Origin of the sequence: Microbacterium sp. MPKO10 (genome assembly GCF_026107415.2) — a bacterium.
In the GTDB taxonomy this organism is placed as follows: Bacteria; Actinomycetota; Actinomycetes; order Actinomycetales; family Microbacteriaceae; genus Paramicrobacterium.
The window spans coordinates 183,510-202,705 of record NZ_JAPCHX010000001.1; the positions used below are offsets into that span (position 1 = coordinate 183,510).

20 protein-coding genes and 2 tRNA genes are annotated in these 19,196 nt (G+C 63.9%); 7 read left to right on the top strand and 15 right to left on the bottom strand.

Annotated elements, in window-relative coordinates:
• On the bottom strand, nt 1-732 hold the full coding sequence (locus tag OK352_RS00860; protein WP_265139498.1) for an IclR family transcriptional regulator: 732 nt from the start codon (nt 730-732) through the stop codon (nt 1-3).
• Between the two features lie 196 nt (nt 733-928).
• Here OK352_RS00860 and OK352_RS00865 point away from each other — a divergent pair, with 196 nt between their 5' ends.
• The 4 genes from OK352_RS00865 to OK352_RS00880 all read left to right on the top strand — a co-directional run bounded on the left by OK352_RS00865 (nt 929) and on the right by OK352_RS00880 (nt 5,003).
• On the top strand, nt 929-2,836 hold the full coding sequence (locus OK352_RS00865; protein ID WP_265139499.1) for an FAD-binding monooxygenase: 1,908 nt from the start codon (nt 929-931) through the stop codon (nt 2,834-2,836).
• 20 nt (nt 2,837-2,856) lie between these two features.
• The gene (locus tag OK352_RS00870; protein ID WP_265139500.1) at nt 2,857-3,804 is read left to right on the top strand and encodes an alpha/beta hydrolase; all 948 of its coding nucleotides are present in this window, start codon (nt 2,857-2,859) and stop codon (nt 3,802-3,804) included.
• A 139-nt stretch (nt 3,805-3,943) separates the two neighbouring features.
• Nucleotides 3,944-4,357 carry a MarR family winged helix-turn-helix transcriptional regulator gene (locus OK352_RS00875; protein WP_265139501.1) on the top strand — a complete coding sequence of 138 codons (414 nt, stop codon included), beginning with the start codon at nt 3,944-3,946 and terminating at the stop codon, nt 4,355-4,357.
• A gap of 40 nt (nt 4,358-4,397) precedes the next feature.
• The gene (locus OK352_RS00880; RefSeq protein ID WP_265139502.1) at nt 4,398-5,003 is read left to right on the top strand and encodes a DUF998 domain-containing protein; all 606 of its coding nucleotides are present in this window, start codon (nt 4,398-4,400) and stop codon (nt 5,001-5,003) included.
• A gap of 55 nt (nt 5,004-5,058) precedes the next feature.
• Here the strand turns inward: OK352_RS00880 and OK352_RS00885 are convergent, their stop codons facing one another.
• Together OK352_RS00885 and OK352_RS00890 are read right to left on the bottom strand one after the other, a co-directional pair.
• A complete protein-coding gene (locus tag OK352_RS00885) occupies nt 5,059-5,325 on the bottom strand; it encodes a Rho termination factor N-terminal domain-containing protein (protein WP_265139503.1) in 267 nt (88 codons plus the stop codon).
• Nucleotides 5,326-5,509: 184 nt separating this feature from the next.
• On the bottom strand, nt 5,510-5,716 hold the full coding sequence (locus OK352_RS00890) for a CsbD family protein (RefSeq protein ID WP_265139504.1): 207 nt from the start codon (nt 5,714-5,716) through the stop codon (nt 5,510-5,512).
• Nucleotides 5,717-5,889: 173 nt separating this feature from the next.
• Between OK352_RS00890 and OK352_RS00895 the strand changes: the two genes are divergently transcribed.
• A complete protein-coding gene (locus OK352_RS00895) occupies nt 5,890-6,645 on the top strand; it encodes a class I SAM-dependent methyltransferase (RefSeq protein ID WP_265139505.1) in 756 nt (251 codons plus the stop codon).
• A gap of 63 nt (nt 6,646-6,708) precedes the next feature.
• On the opposite strand, the gene OK352_RS00900 is transcribed toward OK352_RS00895, so the two are convergent.
• The 5 genes from OK352_RS00900 to serS form a co-directional block, all read right to left on the bottom strand.
• Nucleotides 6,709-6,801, bottom strand: a tRNA-Ser gene (locus OK352_RS00900).
• An 88-nt stretch (nt 6,802-6,889) separates the two neighbouring features.
• Nucleotides 6,890-8,134: an LCP family protein gene (locus OK352_RS00905; protein WP_265139506.1), complete on the bottom strand. Its 1,245-nt coding sequence runs from the start codon at nt 8,132-8,134 to the stop codon at nt 6,890-6,892.
• Between the two features lie 174 nt (nt 8,135-8,308).
• A tRNA-Ser gene (locus tag OK352_RS00910) sits at nt 8,309-8,396 on the bottom strand.
• 68 nt (nt 8,397-8,464) lie between these two features.
• Complete coding sequence (locus tag OK352_RS00915) at nt 8,465-9,256, bottom strand: HAD family hydrolase (RefSeq protein ID WP_265139507.1); 792 nt, start codon at nt 9,254-9,256, stop codon at nt 8,465-8,467.
• A complete protein-coding gene (gene serS, locus OK352_RS00920; RefSeq protein ID WP_265139508.1) occupies nt 9,253-10,518 on the bottom strand; it encodes a serine--tRNA ligase in 1,266 nt (421 codons plus the stop codon). The genes OK352_RS00915 and serS overlap by 4 nt, the downstream gene beginning before the upstream one ends.
• Nucleotides 10,519-10,554: 36 nt before the next feature.
• On the opposite strand from serS, the gene OK352_RS00925 reads away from it, so the two are divergent.
• Nucleotides 10,555-11,532: a diacylglycerol/lipid kinase family protein gene (locus OK352_RS00925; RefSeq protein ID WP_265139509.1), complete on the top strand. Its 978-nt coding sequence runs from the start codon at nt 10,555-10,557 to the stop codon at nt 11,530-11,532.
• Here OK352_RS00925 and OK352_RS00930 read toward each other — a convergent pair.
• From OK352_RS00930 to pheA, 6 genes are all read right to left on the bottom strand, one after another.
• Entirely contained in the window at nt 11,483-12,193 is a 711-nt protein-coding gene (locus OK352_RS00930) for a hypothetical protein (protein ID WP_265139510.1), read from the bottom strand. The two genes, OK352_RS00925 and OK352_RS00930, sit on opposite strands and share 50 nt — an antisense overlap.
• Entirely contained in the window at nt 12,190-12,675 is a 486-nt protein-coding gene (locus OK352_RS00935) for a MarR family winged helix-turn-helix transcriptional regulator (RefSeq protein WP_265139511.1), read from the bottom strand. The genes OK352_RS00930 and OK352_RS00935 overlap by 4 nt, the downstream gene beginning before the upstream one ends.
• 212 nt (nt 12,676-12,887) lie before the next feature.
• Complete coding sequence (gene gdhA / locus OK352_RS00940; protein ID WP_265139512.1) at nt 12,888-14,240, bottom strand: NADP-specific glutamate dehydrogenase; 1,353 nt, start codon at nt 14,238-14,240, stop codon at nt 12,888-12,890.
• A 145-nt stretch (nt 14,241-14,385) separates the two neighbouring features.
• Complete coding sequence (locus tag OK352_RS00945; RefSeq protein ID WP_265139513.1) at nt 14,386-14,907, bottom strand: hypothetical protein; 522 nt, start codon at nt 14,905-14,907, stop codon at nt 14,386-14,388.
• Nucleotides 14,904-15,464 carry a hypothetical protein gene (locus OK352_RS00950; RefSeq protein ID WP_265139514.1) on the bottom strand — a complete coding sequence of 187 codons (561 nt, stop codon included), beginning with the start codon at nt 15,462-15,464 and terminating at the stop codon, nt 14,904-14,906. Before OK352_RS00950 ends, OK352_RS00945 begins: the two co-directional genes overlap by 4 nt.
• A 51-nt stretch (nt 15,465-15,515) precedes the next feature.
• Nucleotides 15,516-16,475: a prephenate dehydratase gene (gene pheA, locus OK352_RS00955; protein ID WP_265139515.1), complete on the bottom strand. Its 960-nt coding sequence runs from the start codon at nt 16,473-16,475 to the stop codon at nt 15,516-15,518.
• A gap of 49 nt (nt 16,476-16,524) precedes the next feature.
• Between pheA and pgm the strand changes: the two genes are divergently transcribed.
• Nucleotides 16,525-18,147: a phosphoglucomutase (alpha-D-glucose-1,6-bisphosphate-dependent) gene (gene pgm, locus OK352_RS00960; protein ID WP_265139516.1), complete on the top strand. Its 1,623-nt coding sequence runs from the start codon at nt 16,525-16,527 to the stop codon at nt 18,145-18,147.
• Between the two features lie 135 nt (nt 18,148-18,282).
• On the opposite strand, the gene OK352_RS00965 is transcribed toward pgm, so the two are convergent.
• Nucleotides 18,283-19,182 carry an amidase domain-containing protein gene (locus tag OK352_RS00965; RefSeq protein ID WP_265139517.1) on the bottom strand — a complete coding sequence of 300 codons (900 nt, stop codon included), beginning with the start codon at nt 19,180-19,182 and terminating at the stop codon, nt 18,283-18,285.
• Between the last annotated feature and the right edge of the window lie 14 nt (nt 19,183-19,196).

A 19,196-nucleotide genomic window follows, 5' to 3' on the forward strand; every position in this document is an offset into this window, starting at 1 on the left:
TCAGCCGCCGAGCGCGGCGCTGATCGCGGCCGCAGATCGATGCAGTCGCGTCGCTATGGCTTCGACGTCGAGAACCGGTGCGACGTGAACGACGGCGATCGCCGCTGGTTGCCGCCCGCGGAGCGCCAAGGGCACCGCGACCGACTGCACGCTGGGGATCACTTCGTTGTGACTCGTGGCAAAGCCGTGCGCCACGACCTGGCCGACTTCGCTCAGCAGCGCGTCGGACATCCCTGCGGGCCAGTCCGCCCGCGGGAGCTGCGCGATGATCGCTTTGCCCGGCGCTCCCGCCGTCACGGGGTGGCTCGCGCCGGGGCGCTGCGCCACTGAGGCGATCGCGTGTCGCGGCTCGATGCTCGCGAGTGTCGTGCACTGGTCGTGGTCGAGGACGGCGAGAAAGCAGGTCATTCCGAGATCATTGGCCACCGCCGTGAGCTCTGGAAGGGCCTCGGCCTGCAGGTCATGCGACACGCTCGCGGCAAGCGACGCCATCCGCGCACCAAGCACGAGCCGACCGGAGGAGTCGCGACTGACGAGACCATGTTCTTCGAGCGTGCGCACGAGCCGGTAAGCATTCGACCGGTGCACACCGAGCGCGGCGGCGACCTCGTCGATGCTCAAGGGAGAGGCGGCCTCTGCCAGCGTCTCGAGAATTCGGATGCCACGGCTCAACGTCTGCGACGCGGCTCCCGCCGAGGACGCACGTCGCTGTTCCTGTGCGGTGTCGCTCACAGCATCCGCCCCCTCTGTGTGTCGTGCTCTCCCGGCACATCCGCACGCGCGCTCACTTGCACCGCGCTCGTCACGACACGTACCATTATCTGATAGTAGAACATCGTGTTCAATAGTAGAACACAGACGGTGACCAATCGGCCACCCGGTGCGCGAAGAAACCTCGACGACGCAGTCAGGGGAAGGATCACAGACGATGCAGTTTCACCACCACGGATACGTGTCAGGCGACCCCCGTGTACAGCCTGCGGCTGGCAGGGGCGTTGATCGCCCCGCCGATCTTCCCGACACAACAGACGTTCTGATCGTCGGATCGGGCCCGGCCGGGATGCTCCTTGCGGCGCAGCTCTCGCAGTACCCAACCGTCACGACACGACTCATCGAGCGCCGCCCCGGGCGTCTCGAGATCGGCCAGGCCGACGGCATTCAGGCGCGCAGCGTCGAGACCTTCCAGGCCTTCGGCTTTGCCGAGGCGATCACGGCCGAGGCATACCAGATCACCTCGATGAACTTCTGGTCGCCGAACCCGGATGACGTGACGAAAATCATCCGCTCTGGTCGCGAGATCGACGACCCGAACGGCATCAGCGAGTTCCCGCACCTCATCGTCAATCAGGCACGTGTTCTCGACTACTTCGCGGCGAGCGCGAAGAATGGCCCCGGTCGCATCCAGCCCGACTACGGATACGAGTTCGTCGGGCTCACCATCCACGACGAGGGCGAGCATCCCGTCGAGGTGACCGTGCGACACACGGCCGGACCACACCAGGGAAGCACGCGCACGATACGCGCGAAGTATGTTGTCGGCTGCGACGGCGCCCGCAGTGCGGTGCGTGAGTCCATCGGCCGCACGCTGGACGGCGACCAGGCATTTCACGCGTGGGGCGTTATGGACGTGCTCACCGAAACCGACTTCCCCGACGTCCGCACCAAGTGTGCCATCCAGTCCGAATTCGGCAGCATCCTGCTCATCCCCCGCGAGGGCGGCTATCTGGCGCGCTGGTACGTCGATCTCGGCGAGGTCGGAGCCGACGACCATCACGAGGTGCGCTCCACCCCGATCGAGACGATCATTGCCAAGGCGAACGAGATTCTGCAGCCGTACACGCTCGAGGTGCGCAACGTCGCCTGGTGGAGCGTGTACGAAGTGGGCCACCGCGTGACCGACAAATTCGACGATGTTCCCACCGACGACACGGATGCCGTAGACCCGCGCGTCTTCATCGCCGGTGACGCCTGCCACACGCACAGCGCGAAGGCGGGGCAGGGCATGAACGTGTCGATGCAGGACGGCTTCAACATCGGCTGGAAGCTGGGGCAGGTGCTCACGGGACGCAGTCCGGAGAGCCTCTTGCGCACCTACTCGGGCGAACGGCAGGAGATCGCGCAGAACCTCATCGACTTCGACAAGGAATGGTCGACGATGATGGCGAAAAAGCCAGAGGAATTCGAGAACCCGAAGGAGCTCAGTGACTTCTACACAGCCACTGCCGAGTTCCCTGCCGGGTTCATGACGCAGTACCGGCCGTCGATGATCACCGGTGGGGGCGAGCATCAGGAGCTCGCGACCGGGTTCCCGATCGGAAAGCGCTTCAAATCGGCACGGGCCGTTCGCGTCTGCGACACCAACCCGGTTCACCTCGGTCATCATGCCCGCGCAGATGGGCGCTGGCGCATCTATGCGTTCGCGGATGCTGCGGGGCCGGGCGAGGCATCCGCTCTCTCCGCCTGGGCGACATGGATGCTGGACGGCGACAATTCCCCCGTGACCCGGTTCACGCCAGAGGGCGACGACATCGACAGTCTCTTCGATGTGAAGGTCATCTACCAGCAGAAGCTCGATGGCATCGACCTGGGCGACGTTCCGACGATCTTCCTGCCGCACGGCGGACCGTTCCAGCTTGTCGACTACGAGAAGGTCTACGGGGCGCTCGAGGGCGACGACATCTTCGACGAGCGCGGCATCTCACGTGACGGCGCCGTCGTCGTCGTGCGGCCCGACCAATACGTTGCACACGTGCTGCCACTGCAGGCGACGGACGAGCTGACCGACTTCTTCGCACTGAGCATGAATGACTCGAGTCGGCAGCAGCGCACCAGCTGACGTCCGCGTAGATTTGTCCTATGCGCGCGCATCACACCCCTGATCCCAAACGCACCACGGGACGCATCTCACGGGTGTGCGCGCTCGGAGCACTTGCCGTCGTCGTGTGGGCATGCGCGACGGGCTGGGGCGGCATTACGCACGGGCACCCAGCGTACGCAGTGCTGCTGGCTCTGACGACCCTGCTGTCGATCGGCGTGCTCATCTCTGCAGGCACGCGAGACCACCGCCGCGGACGGTGGCGAATGGCCGGCAGAATCATCACCGTGACCCTTGCCATCGTTGGAATCGCGGTCGTGGGCTGGCTTCGACCGCACTCGGCGACGGATCCTTCACTCACGGCGATGACGTCGAGCCCTGACGTGACAGTGACAGAAACGGCGACCTCAATCACGTTCATCCCGGCCGACGGAGACGAGCGCGTCGGACTGTTCTTCCAGCCCGGTGCTTTGGTCGACGCGCGCGCCTATGCGGCGACCCTCCGGCCCGTTGCGGAGTCCGGAACCACGGTCGTGATTGCCAAGCAGCCTCTTGGCATCGCCTTTCTCGCGCTCAGGGCTTTCGACGCGACGCGCTCGGCGCATCCGCTCATTGACGAATGGGTGATCGGCGGGCATTCCCTCGGCGGAACTGTTGCGGCCCAGCTCGCGGCGACAGAGCGCACCGTGTCCGGTCTGATTCTCTTCGCGTCCTACCCCGCCTCAGATATCAGCGACGCAGACATCGTTGCTCTGTCCGTCTTCGGCACTCGTGACGGTTTGTCGACGCCGAATAAGATCGCGGCATCACGACCGGATCTTCCCGACGGCACCGAATTTGTCGAGATCCACGGCGCTTCGCACGCTCAGTTCGGTGACTACGGCACGCAGCGGGGCGACGGCACCCCGACAATCGACGACAACGACGCGCGCCACCAGATCTCGCGTGCGGCCGTCGACATCGTCAACGCGATCGTCACCACGCGCTGAGCGGATGCTGCCTGACACCCGTCACGCGCATCGCCAGCCGCGAACGGCACCGCCATGTCATCCCAGCTCCTTCCCTGCACGCTTGTGAGGGTCGAGAGAGAACTTGCGCATTAGTAACTTAAGGTCTTAAGTTAGTCATATGGATCTCGCATACGAACTGCACGACCTGGTTCGCACACTCGACCGGATGGCCGAGAAGATCCTGCGTCCGCACGGGCTCAACTTCAACCGCTACGTGGCGCTCGTGATCGTCTCCGAACACCCGGGTCTCACCGGTCGCGACCTCTCTGGCGCCCTCGGCGTCACCGAAGCCGCGGGAAGCGGCATCGTGAGATCGCTGCTCACCCACGGTCTGATCGATGATGCTGCGGAGGCCGGCAGCGGAAATGTCCGCCGGCTCCGCGTCACGAATGACGGAGCTGAGCTCGTCCGCCGCTGCTCACGCGAACTGGGCACGTCGCTCGACGACAATGCTCGGGCCATCGGCGTTGACCCCGCGGGTCTTGCCGCAACGATTCGTGCACTTCACGACGAGGTCCGCACGTTCCGCTGACCTCTTATCCACCATCCAGGTCGATCTCAAGGAGATGCCCATGACCGCCGTCCTCGCCAGTGCCACTATTGCTCTGGGAATTGCACGCCTCGCGATGTTCATTGCGCTGCACCTCGTACCCAACGAGTACAGCCCAATCAGGCACGCGGTGAGCGACTACGCTGTGGGGCGCACACGTGCACTGAGTTCGGTTATGACGTGGACGACAGGCGCGATGTGGCTGGCCCTCGCTGGCACGCTCCTCACGGGCCTTCCGACGTGGAGCGACCTGACAGGCGTCACCGTCTGCATCCTCGCATTGGCGGTGATCTTCATCGTCCTGCCGTTTCTTCCGACCGATCTCGAGGGCCAGAAGACGACAACCATCGGCCGACTGCACCTTCTCGCGGCAATCGCCTGGTTCGCGCTGAGCTATGCGTGCATGGGCAACCTCACGCGTCTTCTCACGCCGCTGGCGCCCGCTGCGCTGGGCGCCACACTCTCGGTCGTGTCGACGATCACGCTCGTGGCGCTCATCGCGCTCGTCGCGGCCCTCGTCATACAGCCGCTGCGTCAGCACGTGTTCGGGCTCTCAGAACGCGTCTTCATTCTCGGTGTCACGATCTTCTACGTCGCGGCAGCGTTCGGCATCCTCCTCGTGGCGTGACGACAGCCCCGCAGCATGCGGCGCCGGTGGTCATCGGCGCCGTCGTGCTGTCGGGTCAGTGATTCCGCAGCATCCTGATGACCTCTGCCTTGCGTTTGCCCGAGTATCCGCTGACTCCGAGTTCTTTCGCGCGCGATTTCAGCTCGTCGACGGTCCAGTCCTCGTAGTCTCCGGCTTTTCCGCCGCGCTTACCGACGCGTGACCGTCCTTCGGAAGCCGCCGCGTTCGAGATGCGTGCAGCCTTCTCTTTCGACGCGCCGTCTTTGCGCATCTCTTCGTACATCTCAGGATTCTTGAGGCTCGAGTTCTTTCGTCCCGGCATTGTGCTCACCTTCTTGACCTCGAATGGTGCTGCTTCTCGTGACGATACGTGCTCTGCTCAGAGTTGGCCGCGATGCTGAGACAACTCACATGTGCTGTTCTCGTCGCCGCCATTCCCATGGCCACTTAACGACGTTGCCCCCGCGAAGATTCGCGGGGGCAACATTCATGCCAGAGGCAGCACGTTACTTGTCGAAAAGATCTTTCGCGCCCTGCTTGGCGTTCTCAGCGGCATCCTTGACGTTTTCGCCGACCTTCTTGGCTGTGGCGCTCGCCTGGTCAGCGCGACCCTCATTCTCGAGGTCCTCGTTGTCCGTGGCGTCGCCAATCTTCTCCTTGGCCTTGCCCTTAGCGTCTTCGGCAGCGTTGCTGATCTTGTCTCCGAAACCCATATAAGGCCCCCTTTGTGAGTAGTGGTCTCACACTACGTGTCCGACCTGCATGCGACAAGCAATTGTCAGTAAGCGTGACGATTCCTTTCATCGGCTGCGTGGACTCACTGCCATGACGATCCGAGCCACTACGATCTCAGTACCCGATTCCGTGTGGACGACGAAGGGTCGACATGACAGATTCATATGCTGAGCTCATTGCGTGTGGGCAGGCAGCAGACGTGTCGGGGTGGGACTTCTCATGGCTTGACGGACGCGCCATTGAGGAGAGGCCAGCGTGGGGCTATTCCCGGATGCTGGCGCAGAAGCTGAGCAGAGTTGCGTCCTCCCTCGATATTCAGACGGGAGGGGGCGAAGTCCTCGCCGAGGCGCCAGTGCTGCCCCCGACCGCCGTTGCTACGGAATCCTGGAGCCCGAACATCGCGCGTGCAACGCGGGTGCTTCACCCGCGAGGGGTCGCCGTCGTTTCAGACCCTGACGAACCGCCGCTTCCCTTTGCCGACGAGGCGTTCGAGTTGGTCTCCAGCCGGCACCCGGCAACGATCTGGTGGACGGAGATCGCTCGCGTCCTTCAGCACGGTGGCACGTATTTCGCACAGCACGTCGGGCCGGCAAGCGTCTTCGAGCTGATCGAGTTCTTCCTCGGCCCCCAGCCGGAGGCTCGGCGAGCACGCGACCCGAAGGTCGAGGTCGCCGCGGCACGCGCCGCCGGGTTGGAGATCGTCGATCTGCGTACAGCGCGGCTGCGCATCGAGATCTATGATGTGGCCGCCGTCGTCTACCTGCTGCGCAAGGTGATCTGGTGGGTTCCGGACTTCAGCGTTGAGAAGTACGGTGAACGGCTGCGGGATCTGCACAACCTCATTCAGGAGGACGGCCGATTCATTGCCCACTCGACACGCCATCTGATCGAGGCACGGCGACCATAGCCCCGGTCGTAACAGGACAGCGCGTTCAAGGCCCGACACAAACATACTACGACCAGGGTTTTCTGGCGGAGACGGAGGGATTTGAACCCTCGGTCCCCTAAACGGGGACTCCACCTTAGCAGGGTGGTGCACTCGACCGGACTATGCGACGTCTCCAGGCGCCCACAAGGAGCGCGGGTTCAATCATAACGGGTGAGAGCGTCAGCGGCGAATCACGCGGATGCTGCCGCTCACAGCATCCGATTTACCTGCCGTTACCGTCGGCACAGGTCACCTCTGAGGCGTTCTGTCCGTGAATCGAATCCGGCAGTTCAACCGTGCCGTCATCGGTCTCGTCCGTTGCGTCGGGATCGGGCGTTTCGGTCGGTTCCGTCGTCTCCGGAGGCTCCGTTCCGTCCGTTTCGCCGTCCTTCGGAATCGAACCGCCCGTTCCCCCGGTGACCGAGAGGTTCTTGTCAGCCTTGATGGCATCCATCAGCGTCTCGGCGTCAGAGGTGAGCGGGGCGACGCCATCTCCCTGGTAGTAGTTCGGGTACTGCACGAACGTGATCTTGTCTGTCGGAATCTCGGACACCGACTTTGCTAGCCCCACCATGGTGTTGATGTTGTTGAGACTCTGCGAGAACGTCACATTCGCGCTTGCGACTTTCGCGATGCTGTACAGCTTGACCGGATTCGTGAGTGTCTCTGCTGACTTGAGGTCGCGCACCAGAGCTGAGAGGAACAGCTGCTGGTTGCTGATGCGGCCGAGGTCAGAACCATCGCTCACGCCGTGGCGCGTGCGCAGGAACTGCAGTGCGTCTTTCCCCTTCAGAGACACGTTGCCTGCGGGTAGGTCGAGATCGGTCTTCGGGTCCTTGATCGACTGCGCCAAGCAGACCTCGACGCCCCCGATGGCGTTCGACAGGGCGATGACGCCATTGAACTGCACCATGGCTGCGTACTGAATATCGAGACCGGTGAGCGCCTCGACCGTGAGCACAGTGCAGGCCATGCCGCCATAGGACAGCGAGGTGTTGATCTTCTGACTGCTCATCGCGTAGTGGTACTCACCCGTCGGCTTGCCGTCTTCATCGACCTTCGGGCACGACGGAATCGGAACGTACATGTCGCGGGGAAAGCTCACGACTGTCGCGTTGCTGTGGTCCTCGGCAATGTGAACGAGCATCGTCACGTCGTTGAGAGTGGCCGTCTCGTGCTGGCCATAGCCGTCGCCCTGCCCCTCGCGACTGTCGCTGCCGATCACCAGGATGTTCGCACCGCCCTCGATCGAGTTGATGTCAGGAATGACCTGGCCGGGGGTTTCACCGGCGAGGGTCACTCCCTCGGGGGCCGTCTGCACGACATCCGTGACTGCCCAGGCGACGACAGCAGAAGCGCTCACCAGCAGCACGGCAAGGCTCGATGCCACGAACTTACCGAGGGTCGACCAGGCGCTGCGCCGTGGCAGCTTGCCGTGGCGCGCAACGGGGGCAACTCGTCGCGCCAAAAGGTGTCCTCTCACAGTGGCCAGAACGTCAGAAGTCGCTGGTCAACCCGTGGTCAGGGGAACAGCTGACATTCTCAACCACTGATTTTACGCACAGGTGCCTGAAAATCAGGTAGAAGCAGGCTCGGGAAGCGCCGAAAACTTCCCGATGAGCTGCCCCGCAGAGCGAGAAATTGGCGGAGGGCGTGGGATTCGAACCCACGAGACATTTCTGCCCACTGGTTTTCAAGACCAGCTCCATCGGCCGCTCGGACAGCCCTCCTCGCCGCCTGAAAGACGGCGCGAACGATTCTACCTGACCTGCCGCACGAGAACGATTCGAGGATGCCGCTAGAGCGACGCGAGCACGGGGACGACACCGTCGGACGTGACATCAGCGGTGACGGATGTCGCGGCATCCTTCACTTCATCGGGTGCCTGCCCCATGGCGACGCCGCAACCAGCCTGCCCGGCCCAGCGCAGCATCTCGATGTCATTGCGACCGTCTCCGACCGCGACGACGTGTGCTCGGTCGATGCCCAGCCACGACCGCACGTGTTCGAGTGCCGTCGACTTGTTGACGCCGAACGGGGCAATGTCGAGCCATGCCGTCCACCCGATCGCGTAGGTCACGCGATGCAGACCCATGTCTTCCACAGCCTTCAGGAATTCCTGCTCATCGTGGCCAGGCGAGACGACGACAACGCGCGATACAGGCTTCTCAAGCAGCTGCTCGAACTCCACCATCTCGGCGCCGTCGAGGTTCCAGTCCGTCATCCCCTCGGTGTAGCGGCGGTCGCCGTCGGGATATTCGACCAGGTAGCGCCCGTCATCGAGGTGGTTATGGATCAGCCTCAGTACCTCGGTGGGGTCGAACGTCTCAACGTGGTGCCGGATGTAGCCGCCGTCGACGCGCTTCATGATCACAGCGCCATTCGCGCACACGACGTAGTCGCTGACGATGCCGAGCTGCGTCATCACCGGCTCTGTGGCATCCCAGCTGCGCCCGGTGGCGAGCATGAGCGCATGACCGGCGTCGGATGCTGCCGCCACGGCGTCCCGCACGGCAGGCGACACGTCGCCGTCTTCGTGCAGCACGGTCCCGTCGACGTCGAGCGCGACGAGCTTCGAAACCGCCGTCACGCCACGGGCTCCGCGACCTCGAGTCCGCCCAGGTAGGGGCGCAGCACCTCGGGGATCACGACGGAGCCATCCGCACGCTGGTGCGTCTCGAGCAGAGCGACGAGCCAGCGCGTCGTCGCGAGTGTTCCGTTGAGCGTCGCGACCGGAGCCGTTTTGCCCGAATCCGTGCGATGCCGCGTGTTGAGCCGGCGCGCCTGGAACGTCGTGCAGTTCGACGTCGACGTCAGCTCGCGGTATGCCTCTTGCGTGGGAACCCAGGCCTCGACATCGAACTTGCGGGCTGCGCTCGAACCCAGATCGCCGGCCGCGGTGTCGATGACCCGATAGCTCAGGCCCAGGCTCTGCAGCATCCCCTCTTGCCAGGCAAGCAGACGCTCGTGCTCGGCCTCGGCCTCGGCGGGGTCGGTGTAGACGAACATCTCGAGCTTGTTGAACTGGTGCACGCGAATGATCCCGCGCGTGTCTTTGCCGTGTGATCCGGCTTCGCGGCGGTAGCAGGTGGACCAGCCCGCATAGCGCAGTGGCCCGTTGGAGATGTCGATGATCTCGTCAGCGTGATAGCCGGCGAGCGCCACCTCGCTCGTTCCGGTCAGATACAGGTCGTCGGCTTCGAGTTTGTACACCTCGGCGTCGTGCTCGCCGAGGAAACCTGTGCCGGCCATGATCTCGGGCTTCACGAGCGTCGGCGTGATGAGCGGCGTGAACCCGGATGCAAGGGCGCGGTCGAGCCCGAGGTTCATGAGCGCGATCTCGAGCCGTGCGCCGATTCCCTTGAGGTAGTAGAAGCGTGCTCCCGAGACCTTGGTGCCGCGCGCCATGTCGATGGCATCGAGGGTCTCGCCGATTTCCAGGTGGTCACGCGGGGCGAAGCTGAACGTCGGTTTCTCGCCCTCGGTGCGCAGCAGCGAGAAGTCCTCTTCGCCGCCGGAGGGAACGCCGTCGACGATCACGTTCTCAATCGCCTGCGCGACAGTCGTGAATGCCTCCTCGGCTTCGTTCGCCTCACGCTGCGCGTCTTTCACGCGTGCGGCCAGCTGCTGCACCTCGGCGATCAGCGACTTCTTCTCGTCCTTCGGCGCCGTGGCTACCTTCTTGCTGAAGGCGTTCTGCTCGGCGCGCAGCTCTTCGTAGCTGCCGATCGCGCGTCGCCGGGCAGCATCCGCGTCGATCGCCTCGTCGACCAGGTCGACACGGGACCCACGCGCCTCCTGCGAGCGTCGGATGAGGTCAGGGTTTTCGCGCAGAAGTACGGGATCAATCACAGGCTAAGTCTAAGCGGAACCGGGTAGGTTTCTGCTATGAGCGTCGAAGGCGAGAGATTCGCGGCAGTCGTGTATAACCCGGTCAAGCTGGATGCTGCCAAGCTGAAGCAGGTCTTCACGGCGGGCGCGGCCGAGCACGGGTGGGCTGAACCACGCTTTGTTGAGACCACTGTCGACGACCCGGGCGTCTCGATGGCACGGGATGCTGTGGCCGCCGGAGCTTCGCTCGTCGTCGCCGCCGGGGGCGACGGCACCGTGCGGAGCGTTGCTGAGGGTCTGCGCTCCAGCGGCATCCCTCTTGCCATCGTGCCTGCCGGCACCGGCAACCTCCTCGCGCGCAACCTCGACCTCCCGCTCAACAATCTCAAGCACTCGATGACTGTCGCCTACACGGGCACGCAGCGCTCAATCGACATGGGCATCGCCGAGGTGCGGGCAGACGACGGCACGAATGAATATGTCTTTCTCGTGATGGCCGGCATGGGTATCGACGCGCAGATGATCGCGAACACCAACGACGACTTGAAGAAGTCGGTGGGGTGGCTGGCATACGCGGATGCTGTCGTGCGCTCGGTCGCGGGCCTGAAGCCGTTTCGCATTCGCTACCAGCTGGCAGAATCCACGCCGCACAGCGCCCATGTCAGCACGATCCTCGTCGCGAACTGCGGCACGCTGCCCGCCGGAATCGAGCTGCTGCCCGATGCGAAGATCGACGATGGAAAGCTCGATCTCGCCGTGCTGCAGCCGAAGGGCGTTCTCGGCTGGCTGCAGGTGTGGCGCAAGGTGCGGTGGGAGAACGGCGTGCTGCGCCGGTCGAGCATTGGGCGCCGCATCCTGAAGGCTTCCGAAGGCCGCGACAGCACGGTGACCTATCTGCGTTCGGCCATGGTGACGGTGAAACCGGACGATGCTCAAGAGCTTGAGCTCGACGGTGACGAGATCGGCACGACGTCGGCGACGCGCTTCACGGTCGATCCGGGCGCGCTGACGGTGATGGTGCATCCGAAGCGTTGATGTGTTTCCGACCTTCAGCGATGAGGCCACGCGGATCATCCGCCCAGAAGCGCAGTTTTGTCACCGTGTGAATGCCGCCGCGTGGCTCGAGACCGGGTAAGCGGATCTCGAGGGGCCGCTCGAACTCGATTTGAAGGTTCGTGTCATGGCCGATGCGCACCGCGCAGACCCACTCATCGCCCTCATCGAAGACGCGACGCTTATCTTCATCCTGCGTCGTGTGGAGGATCTCCACCGATGCGATGTCACTCCACGCCACAGGAATATCAAGTTCGAGACCCTCGCGCACGCGAATGCCGTCCGGGCCGACGGTGTGCGGGCGCATAAAGTACGCGCAGAGCAACCCGATCATCCATGTGACGCCCCAGATACCGAGGATCAGGAAGCCGATGCGCACGGGAAGCCACCGATGCACGATCGCATCCACGACGGGGATCTCAATGGCGGAGATGACGATGAAGATGATGAGAATCGTGAGAACCGGGCGATGATAGAGGAACCCGCGTGCTCCGGCGGCAATCGCCGGACGTCGGGCGATCGCACGCCCCAGGCTCTCATAGATGCGCAACTCGACGCGTACCGCACGGATTGCAAGATTCGCAACATAGTGCCACCACCGCGGGCGGGGCGGGCTTGTGGCCTCGCGCGCCGACGTGCTCATCCGACCTCTCTCCTCTCCTCGGGTCGTGCTTCGAGATCGATGTAGGTCACAGGTTCGCCGTCCACAAGGTCGGCGAGGCGTTCGTACACGGCATTGACTCCACGCTCGAATGCCGCGCGATCCGCCTCGTCAACTGCCGACAAAAGCTCGGTCGTCAGCGCGGCGTGGTCGCGCTGCATCCGCGCCATCATCGTCGCCGCCTGCTCCGTGAGAACGACAAGCACCGCGCGCCGATCGTCCGGGTGCGGCTGCCGTTCGACGTAGCCCGTCGATTCGAGCGCGTCAATGAGGGCGGAGACGCTTCTGGGTGTCACCGAAAGTGCAGCCGCCAGAGTCTGCTGCGTTGCGGCGCCTTCGTTCTGCAGAACCCACAGAGCATGCACTCGCGTCTCAGTGAGCGAGGTGCCGTCGAACGAACGTGCGGTGTCTCTCTGAAAAAGCGCACTGATGCCGAGAAGTCGGTCGAGGATTGTGGGTTCCACAATCATTACACTACCTCATTATTACATACTGTAATCATAATCTGAGGTCGTTGCTGAACACGCGATGCCATTCACGGCCCCCGAGGGGCGACCTGCGCGTATGTCAACGAGCTCACCGAATGCGCGCGAAACGCGTGCCAGGGGTGCTGCCTCCCGATCGCGGAAGACGCACCACCTGGCACGCGTTGTGGGTGGGTTGTCGCGGTGGGCTGCTAGATGACGCCCTGCGCGAGCATCGCGCTCGCGACCTGCACGAATGCCGATGTGTTGGCACCAACCACGTAGTCACCGGGGTGTCCGTAGCGCTCGGCCGCTTCGTACGCCGAGCGGTGCACGTTGCGCATGATGTCGTGCAGACGGCGCTCGCTGTCATCGAACGACCAGCGCTCACGCGACGCGTTCTGCGTCATCTCGAGGGCACTCGTCGCCACGCCGCCCGCGTTCGCGGCCTTGCCCGGCCCGAACAGAACTCCCGCCTTCTGGAAGGCGTGAACGGCGTCAGGCTGCGTCGGCATGTTCGCACCCTCAGACACGGCAACGACACCGTTCTTGATCAGTGTCTCAGCGTCCGCAAGGCTCAGCTCGTTCTGCGTGGCGCTCGGAAGGGCGATGTCGCCCTTCACGTCCCACACCGAGCCACCCTCGATGAATCGAGCAGATGTCTTGCGCGCGGCGTACTCCGAGATGCGCAGGCGCTCGACCTCCTTGATCTGCTTCAGCAGATCAACGTCGACGCCGTCCTCGTCGACGATGTAGCCAGACGAGTCGGATGCTGTGATGGCGGTGCCGCCCAGCTGCTGCACCTTCTCGATCGCGTACGTCGCGACGTTACCGGCGCCAGATACGATCGCCGTGCGCCCGTCGATGCCTTCGCCCTTGACGGCGAGCATCTCCTCAGCGAAGAACACGGCACCGTATCCCGTGGCTTCGGTGCGCACCTGCGCGCCGCCCCAGCCAAGGCCCTTGCCCGTGAGCACGCCCGACTCGTGGCGGTTCGTCAGCCGGCGGAATCGTCCGAACATGTAGCCGATCTCACGCCCTCCGACGCCAATGTCGCCCGCGGGAACATCCGTGTACTCACCGATGTGGTGGTACAGCTCGTCCATGAACGCCTGGCAGAAGCGCATGACCTCGGAGTCCGACTTTCCGTGCGGGTCGAAGTCGCTTCCGCCCTTGCCGCCGCCGATGCCCTGACCGGTGAGCGCGTTCTTGAAGATCTGCTCGAAGCCGAGGAACTTGATGATCGAGAGGTTCACAGACGAGTGAAAGCGCAGCCCACCCTTGTACGGTCCGAGTGCCGAGTTGAACTGCACGCGGAACCCGCGATTCACGTGAACCCGATTGGCGTCGTCCGTCCACGGCACACGGAACATCACTTGGCGCTCCGGCTCGACAAGTCTCTCAAGAATGCCTGCCTCGATGAACTCCGGGTGCTCAATCAGCGCGGGCGCGATCGACTCCAGCACTTCGTGCAGTGCCTGGTGGAACTCGGGCTCGCTGGCGTTGCGCGCGACAGCAGTCTCGTAAACAGAGCTGAGGTAGTCATTGACGGTGGAATTCGTCACATGCGGTCTTTCTGTGTGATTCGTCGAAAGCGTCAGACAACGCCGGCTGATGCTCGTCCGGCGAGCACGCGCATGCGGGATGGCGGCGCGCAGAGCACCGGGACAGAGGGTACGACCTTTCGTGGGGCCAGACACAGTTTCGCTGTTACAGCGGTGTTTCGTCAATCTCACGCCGATGAGCGGATGCTGTCAGGTGCCAGCGCGTGGCCAGCCAGAACAGCCCGGCGAACGTGACAGTTCCGCCCGCGAACGCCGGAATCATGTACGCGTGCGGCGCCCATGGCCGGGCGACGCCCCCGCTTGCAAGTTTCCAGAAGTTGGGCATCTCGCCCGAGACGGCGACGACGCCGTGCTCTTGAACGTAAACATCGAGATGGGGTACTTGGAAAGACCCGCTCGCTTCGGCGTCGGCGAGTGTCAGGGCGACGATGTCGTCCATGATGTACGTGATGTTGTCGTCGATGGTCAGGCCATTTCCCCCGGAGAAGGAGTAGTACGTGTACTCGTTGAGGTCGTTTGGGTGCGGCTGCTGATGAACGGTGAGCGATGAGTGTGCACCCACGTATCTCTGTGCCAGTCCCTGAGACACGAACACTGCTCCGCCGACGAGTAGGAGCACGCCGACGACAGTCACGACAAGAGCTCGTCGTGAGATTCTCGAGGTCATCGCGCGGCGACCTGATCGCGTCGCCACGTTGCCGCAGCGAAGAATCCGATGCCGCTCAGAGCGAGAAGTCCCACGGCAATGCAGAACGGCGCAAACCCCAGGATGAACTGGGACTTCGTGTACTCGGCCTGGGTCTGCTCGTCATCGCCGAAGCTGCTCGAGAAGAGATTCGTCGACGTTGCGACAGCAGACTCGTAGGACGTCCACGACCACACAAGCAGAGCGACGCTGAGCACGAGGATGATCCACAGGAACGGGTTGCGCAACAGCAGCGCGGCCTCACTGCGAGGCGGCGTCTTCGCAGCATCCGGTGTCTCATGCTCCTGTTGGTCGAGCGCTCCCCCATGCGCGAGGTGCTCCGCGTCGAAGACGGGCACGGATGACCGTGCGTCCTGCTCCGCGCCAGAGTCGCGCTCAGTGCCCGAATCCCGCTCCGCGCTCATCTGCGCCGACGAGTGGCGCGGACGATGTTCTGACTCGGCATGCACCGCCGGATCGTAGCCCGGCTGGAATCGAGGATCGAACCGCGGATCGAAGTCGGGTTTCGTCTCAGGCATGGTCAGCTCCTTCGCTCACTCGTGGTTGCCGGGTCGCTACCGTGAAAAGCGTCAGCCCTCGGGATTCGGCTCACCCGAGATCAGGCCGCGCAGCCAGTCGCGGGCCTCGATGTACACATCGTCGTCATAGCGGGCGTCGAAGCGCACGGGTGCCTTGTCTGCTCGCGGGTACGAGCCGAGGAACGTGACGCGCGGGCTAAAGCGATGGATGCCCATGAGAGCATCCGCCACCCGCTCGTCTCGAATGTGCCCGTCGATGTCGATGACGAAGCGGTACCGGCCCAGCTCATCGCCGATGGGCCGCGACTGGATCATCGACATGTTGACCCCGCGCGTGGACAGCTGCTCGAGCATGTCGAGAAGCGCACCCGGCTGGTCGACGGGAAGCTCGGCGACGAAGCTCGTTTTGTCGGCGCCGGTGGGGTCAGGGATGCTGCGCGACATCGTCACGAGCACGAAACGTGTGACGGCGTTGATGTTGTCACCGATGTGCTCCGCGAGGATCTCGAGATCGTAATGGTCTGTGATCGTGGGCGGCGCGATCGCGGCGTCAGCGACGTCGCTCTCGAGAAGGTTGGCCGCCGCCGCGACGTTGCTCGTCGAGGGAATGTGCGTGTGACCGGGCAGATGCGTCTCGATCCACCGCCGGCACTGGGCGTAGGCGACCGGATGCCCGTTGAGGTGCGTGACCTGATCGAGCGTTGTTCCGGCACGTGCGACGACGTTGAAGTCGACGGGAACGAGGTACTCGCCCATGATCCGCAGCCCCGGAGTCGTAGCCAGGGCGTCCTGCGCCGCCGAGACCCCGCCGTCGATTGAGTTCTCGAGCGCGACGACAGCACCGTCGGCGACGCCGTTCGCGACATCCGAAAATGCCTCGCCGACGTTGTTGACGCTGCGCCAGATCTGCCCCTCAGCCTCGGCCACCTGGGCAAGCGCTGCCTCGGTAAACGTTCCGCGTGGGCCCAGATAGCTGTACGTGCGCAGGTCGGTGGCGTCATTCTGAGGCATAGCATCGAGCCTAGTCGCCACCGGAAGCGCGCACTGAGAGAATGGGCAGATGAACGAACGTGCCGGAACATTCGCCACAGAGGCCGACCTGATCGACGTCGAAGCTCTGATCGCCGCCTACCACGAGCGCACTCCCGACCCGAGCGTCGCAGCGCAGCGCGTGGTCTTCGGCACGAGCGGGCACCGTGGATCATCGCTCAACACGGCATTCAACGACGCTCACATTGCCGCGACGACCCAGGCCATCGTGGAGTACCGGGCATCGATCGGGGTGGACGGGCCACTGTTCCTCGGGGCCGACACGCACGCGCTCAGCGCCCCGGCCCGCACGACGGCGCTCGAGGTGCTCGTGGCGAACCAGGTGCACGTTCTCGTCGATGAGTACGACGACTTCGTCCCCACGCCCGCGCTCAGCCACGCGATCCTCGTCTACAACAACGACCCGGCGCACCACGATCGCGCCGACGGCATCATCATCACGCCAAGCCACAACCCGCCGTCCGATGGCGGTTTCAAGTACAACCCGCCGCACGGTGGGCCGGCAGACAGCGACGCGACAACGTGGATCGCCGACCGCGCCAACGCACTCATCGAGGGCGGCCTCTCAGAGGTGAAGCGCGCCGAACCGGCGGCCGTCGACACGTACGATTTCCGAGGCCGATACGTCGACGATCTCGCCAGCATCATCGACATGGATGCCATCAAGCACAGCGGCATCCGCATCGGTGCCGACCCTCTCGGCGGCGCCAGCGTGCACTACTGGCAGGCGATCGCCGACCGGTACGACATCGACCTCACCGTTGTGAACCCGCTCGTTGACCCGACCTGGCGGTTCATGACGCTCGACTGGGACGGCAAGATCCGCATGGACCCGTCGAGCCCCTCGGCCATGGCCTCCGTGCTCGAGCACCGAAGCGACTACGACATCCTCACGGGAAACGACGCGGATGCTGACCGGCACGGCATTGTCACGCCCGACGCGGGGCTCATGAACCCGAACCACTTCCTCGCCGTAGCAGTCCACTACCTCTCCCAGCATCGCAGCGGATGGAAGCCGGATGCTGCAGTGGGCAAGACACTCGTGTCGAGCTCGATGATCGACCGTGTTGCAGCATCCCTCAGCCGCAAGCTTTGGGAGGTTCCGGTTGGGTTCAAGTGGTTCGTGCCGGGCCTTGTCGACGGGTCGGTGGGCTTCGGCGGTGAAGAGAGCGCCGGAGCGAGCTTCCTGCGCACAGACGGCACCGTCTGGACGACAGACAAAGACGGCATCCTGCTGTGCCTGCTTGCCGCTGAGATCCGCGCGGTCATGGGAAAGTCGCCGTCGCAGCTCTACGCCGAACTGACCGAACGCTTCGGGGACCCCGCCTACCGGCGCGTAGATGCGAAGGCGACGCCCGCCCAGAAGGCCGTGCTGAAGAAGCTCGACGGCGACAGCATCCGTGCCACCGAACTTGCGGGCGAACCAATCACAGCGAAGCTCTCGCATGCCCCGGGAAACGATGCGGCCATCGGAGGCGTCAAGGTGGTCACCGAGAACGCGTGGTTTGCGGCCCGCCCGAGCGGGACAGAGGACGTGTACAAGATCTACGCCGAGTCATTCCGCGGCACCGAGCACCTCGAGCAGGTGCTTGCCGAGGCGAAAACGATCGTGGACTCCGCCCTGGAGGGCTGACGAGCCGCGACCCTACCGTCGGCACGAACCGTGCGCTTATTTCGGAAATCTGTCGCTGAAACCGACGTGTGGGCGCCTTTTACCGGCGTGTCGCGCCAAAAGTCCGAAATTGTGCACGCGCCCGTACCGTACGGCCTACGGAATCGAGTAGAACCAGGCGTCTCCGCCGGGATGCTCCTCGGTGACAGTCTCGTCGAAGTCGCGGAAATCGTAGTCAACGTTGTGGCCCACGAGCTTGATGTCAATGCTGCCGTCGTCGTTCGTGACGACGTCAGACACGATCATGACGTGGTCGCGATACGTGGTGCCGCTCCAGCTGAAGACGGCGACGTCGCCGACCTCGATCTGATCGCGCTGATCGCTGGACAGTCGCGTGACGTCGGGCACGGTCTGCAACCAGTTGTCGAAGGCGGGCACGAACGCCCACGCATTCGTCGCCGTTCCCGAGTAGTTGTGCCACGTGTTCGTGGGTTCCCAGCCTCGGGCGGCGAGAGTCTGCGACACGAAATTGGCGCAGTCTCCGCCCAGCGGGTTGTAGTCGCCCCATTCCTCGTCGTTGTAGTCCTTCCAGTACGCGAGGGCGTACTGCATCTGGCGATCGACGGGCGTCACCGCGGTGTACTCATAGCTGAGTTCAGCCGATGCCGGAACCGCCTGCTCGCCGATCATCGCGACAACGTCGACGGTGCCCGGCTGGTATGTCGCGTCACGAGGTGCAACGACCGTCAGCGTGTTGTCGTCGACCACCGTCAGATCCGTCGCGGCGCGATCTCCGAACGTCACAGCGCTCACCTGTCCGAGCGACTCACCCGTGAGGGTCACAGTGTCGCCCCCCGAGAGAGATCCGGATGCCGGTGAAACCTCGTTCACGGTCGGAATCGAGACCGCTGTCGCCGTCGCCGACGGGACGGGACGAGGCTCGTGATGGGTTCCCTCACTCGCGGTTTCGGCGAAGGCCGCCGTGCACCCGGCGAGGAGCAGCGCAGACACGACGAATACCGCCGCAGCAGCGACGGCACGTGGCGAATGGCGCATAAAGACCTTCGGGG

What these genes read in the sequence shown, in the direction of transcription:
- OK352_RS00945 (WP_265139513.1), bottom strand. Translation starts at nt 14,907, where the DNA reads ATGACCTCGAGAATCTCACGACGAGCTCTTGTCGTGACTGTCGTCGGC.
- OK352_RS00950 (WP_265139514.1), bottom strand. Translation starts at nt 15,464, where the DNA reads ATGCCTGAGACGAAACCCGACTTCGATCCGCGGTTCGATCCTCGATTC.
- pheA (WP_265139515.1), bottom strand. Translation starts at nt 16,475, where the DNA reads ATGCCTCAGAATGACGCCACCGACCTGCGCACGTACAGCTATCTGGGC.
- OK352_RS00875 (WP_265139501.1), top strand. Translation starts at nt 3,944, where the DNA reads ATGGATCTCGCATACGAACTGCACGACCTGGTTCGCACACTCGACCGG.
- OK352_RS00930 (WP_265139510.1), bottom strand. Translation starts at nt 12,193, where the DNA reads ATGAGCACGTCGGCGCGCGAGGCCACAAGCCCGCCCCGCCCGCGGTGG.
- OK352_RS00865 (WP_265139499.1), top strand. Translation starts at nt 929, where the DNA reads ATGCAGTTTCACCACCACGGATACGTGTCAGGCGACCCCCGTGTACAG.
- pgm (WP_265139516.1), top strand. Translation starts at nt 16,525, where the DNA reads ATGAACGAACGTGCCGGAACATTCGCCACAGAGGCCGACCTGATCGAC.
- OK352_RS00870 (WP_265139500.1), top strand. Translation starts at nt 2,857, where the DNA reads ATGCGCGCGCATCACACCCCTGATCCCAAACGCACCACGGGACGCATC.
- OK352_RS00885 (WP_265139503.1), bottom strand. Translation starts at nt 5,325, where the DNA reads ATGCCGGGACGAAAGAACTCGAGCCTCAAGAATCCTGAGATGTACGAA.
- OK352_RS00890 (WP_265139504.1), bottom strand. Translation starts at nt 5,716, where the DNA reads ATGGGTTTCGGAGACAAGATCAGCAACGCTGCCGAAGACGCTAAGGGC.
- OK352_RS00965 (WP_265139517.1), bottom strand. Translation starts at nt 19,182, where the DNA reads ATGCGCCATTCGCCACGTGCCGTCGCTGCTGCGGCGGTATTCGTCGTG.
- OK352_RS00925 (WP_265139509.1), top strand. Translation starts at nt 10,555, where the DNA reads ATGAGCGTCGAAGGCGAGAGATTCGCGGCAGTCGTGTATAACCCGGTC.
- OK352_RS00880 (WP_265139502.1), top strand. Translation starts at nt 4,398, where the DNA reads ATGACCGCCGTCCTCGCCAGTGCCACTATTGCTCTGGGAATTGCACGC.
- OK352_RS00895 (WP_265139505.1), top strand. Translation starts at nt 5,890, where the DNA reads ATGACAGATTCATATGCTGAGCTCATTGCGTGTGGGCAGGCAGCAGAC.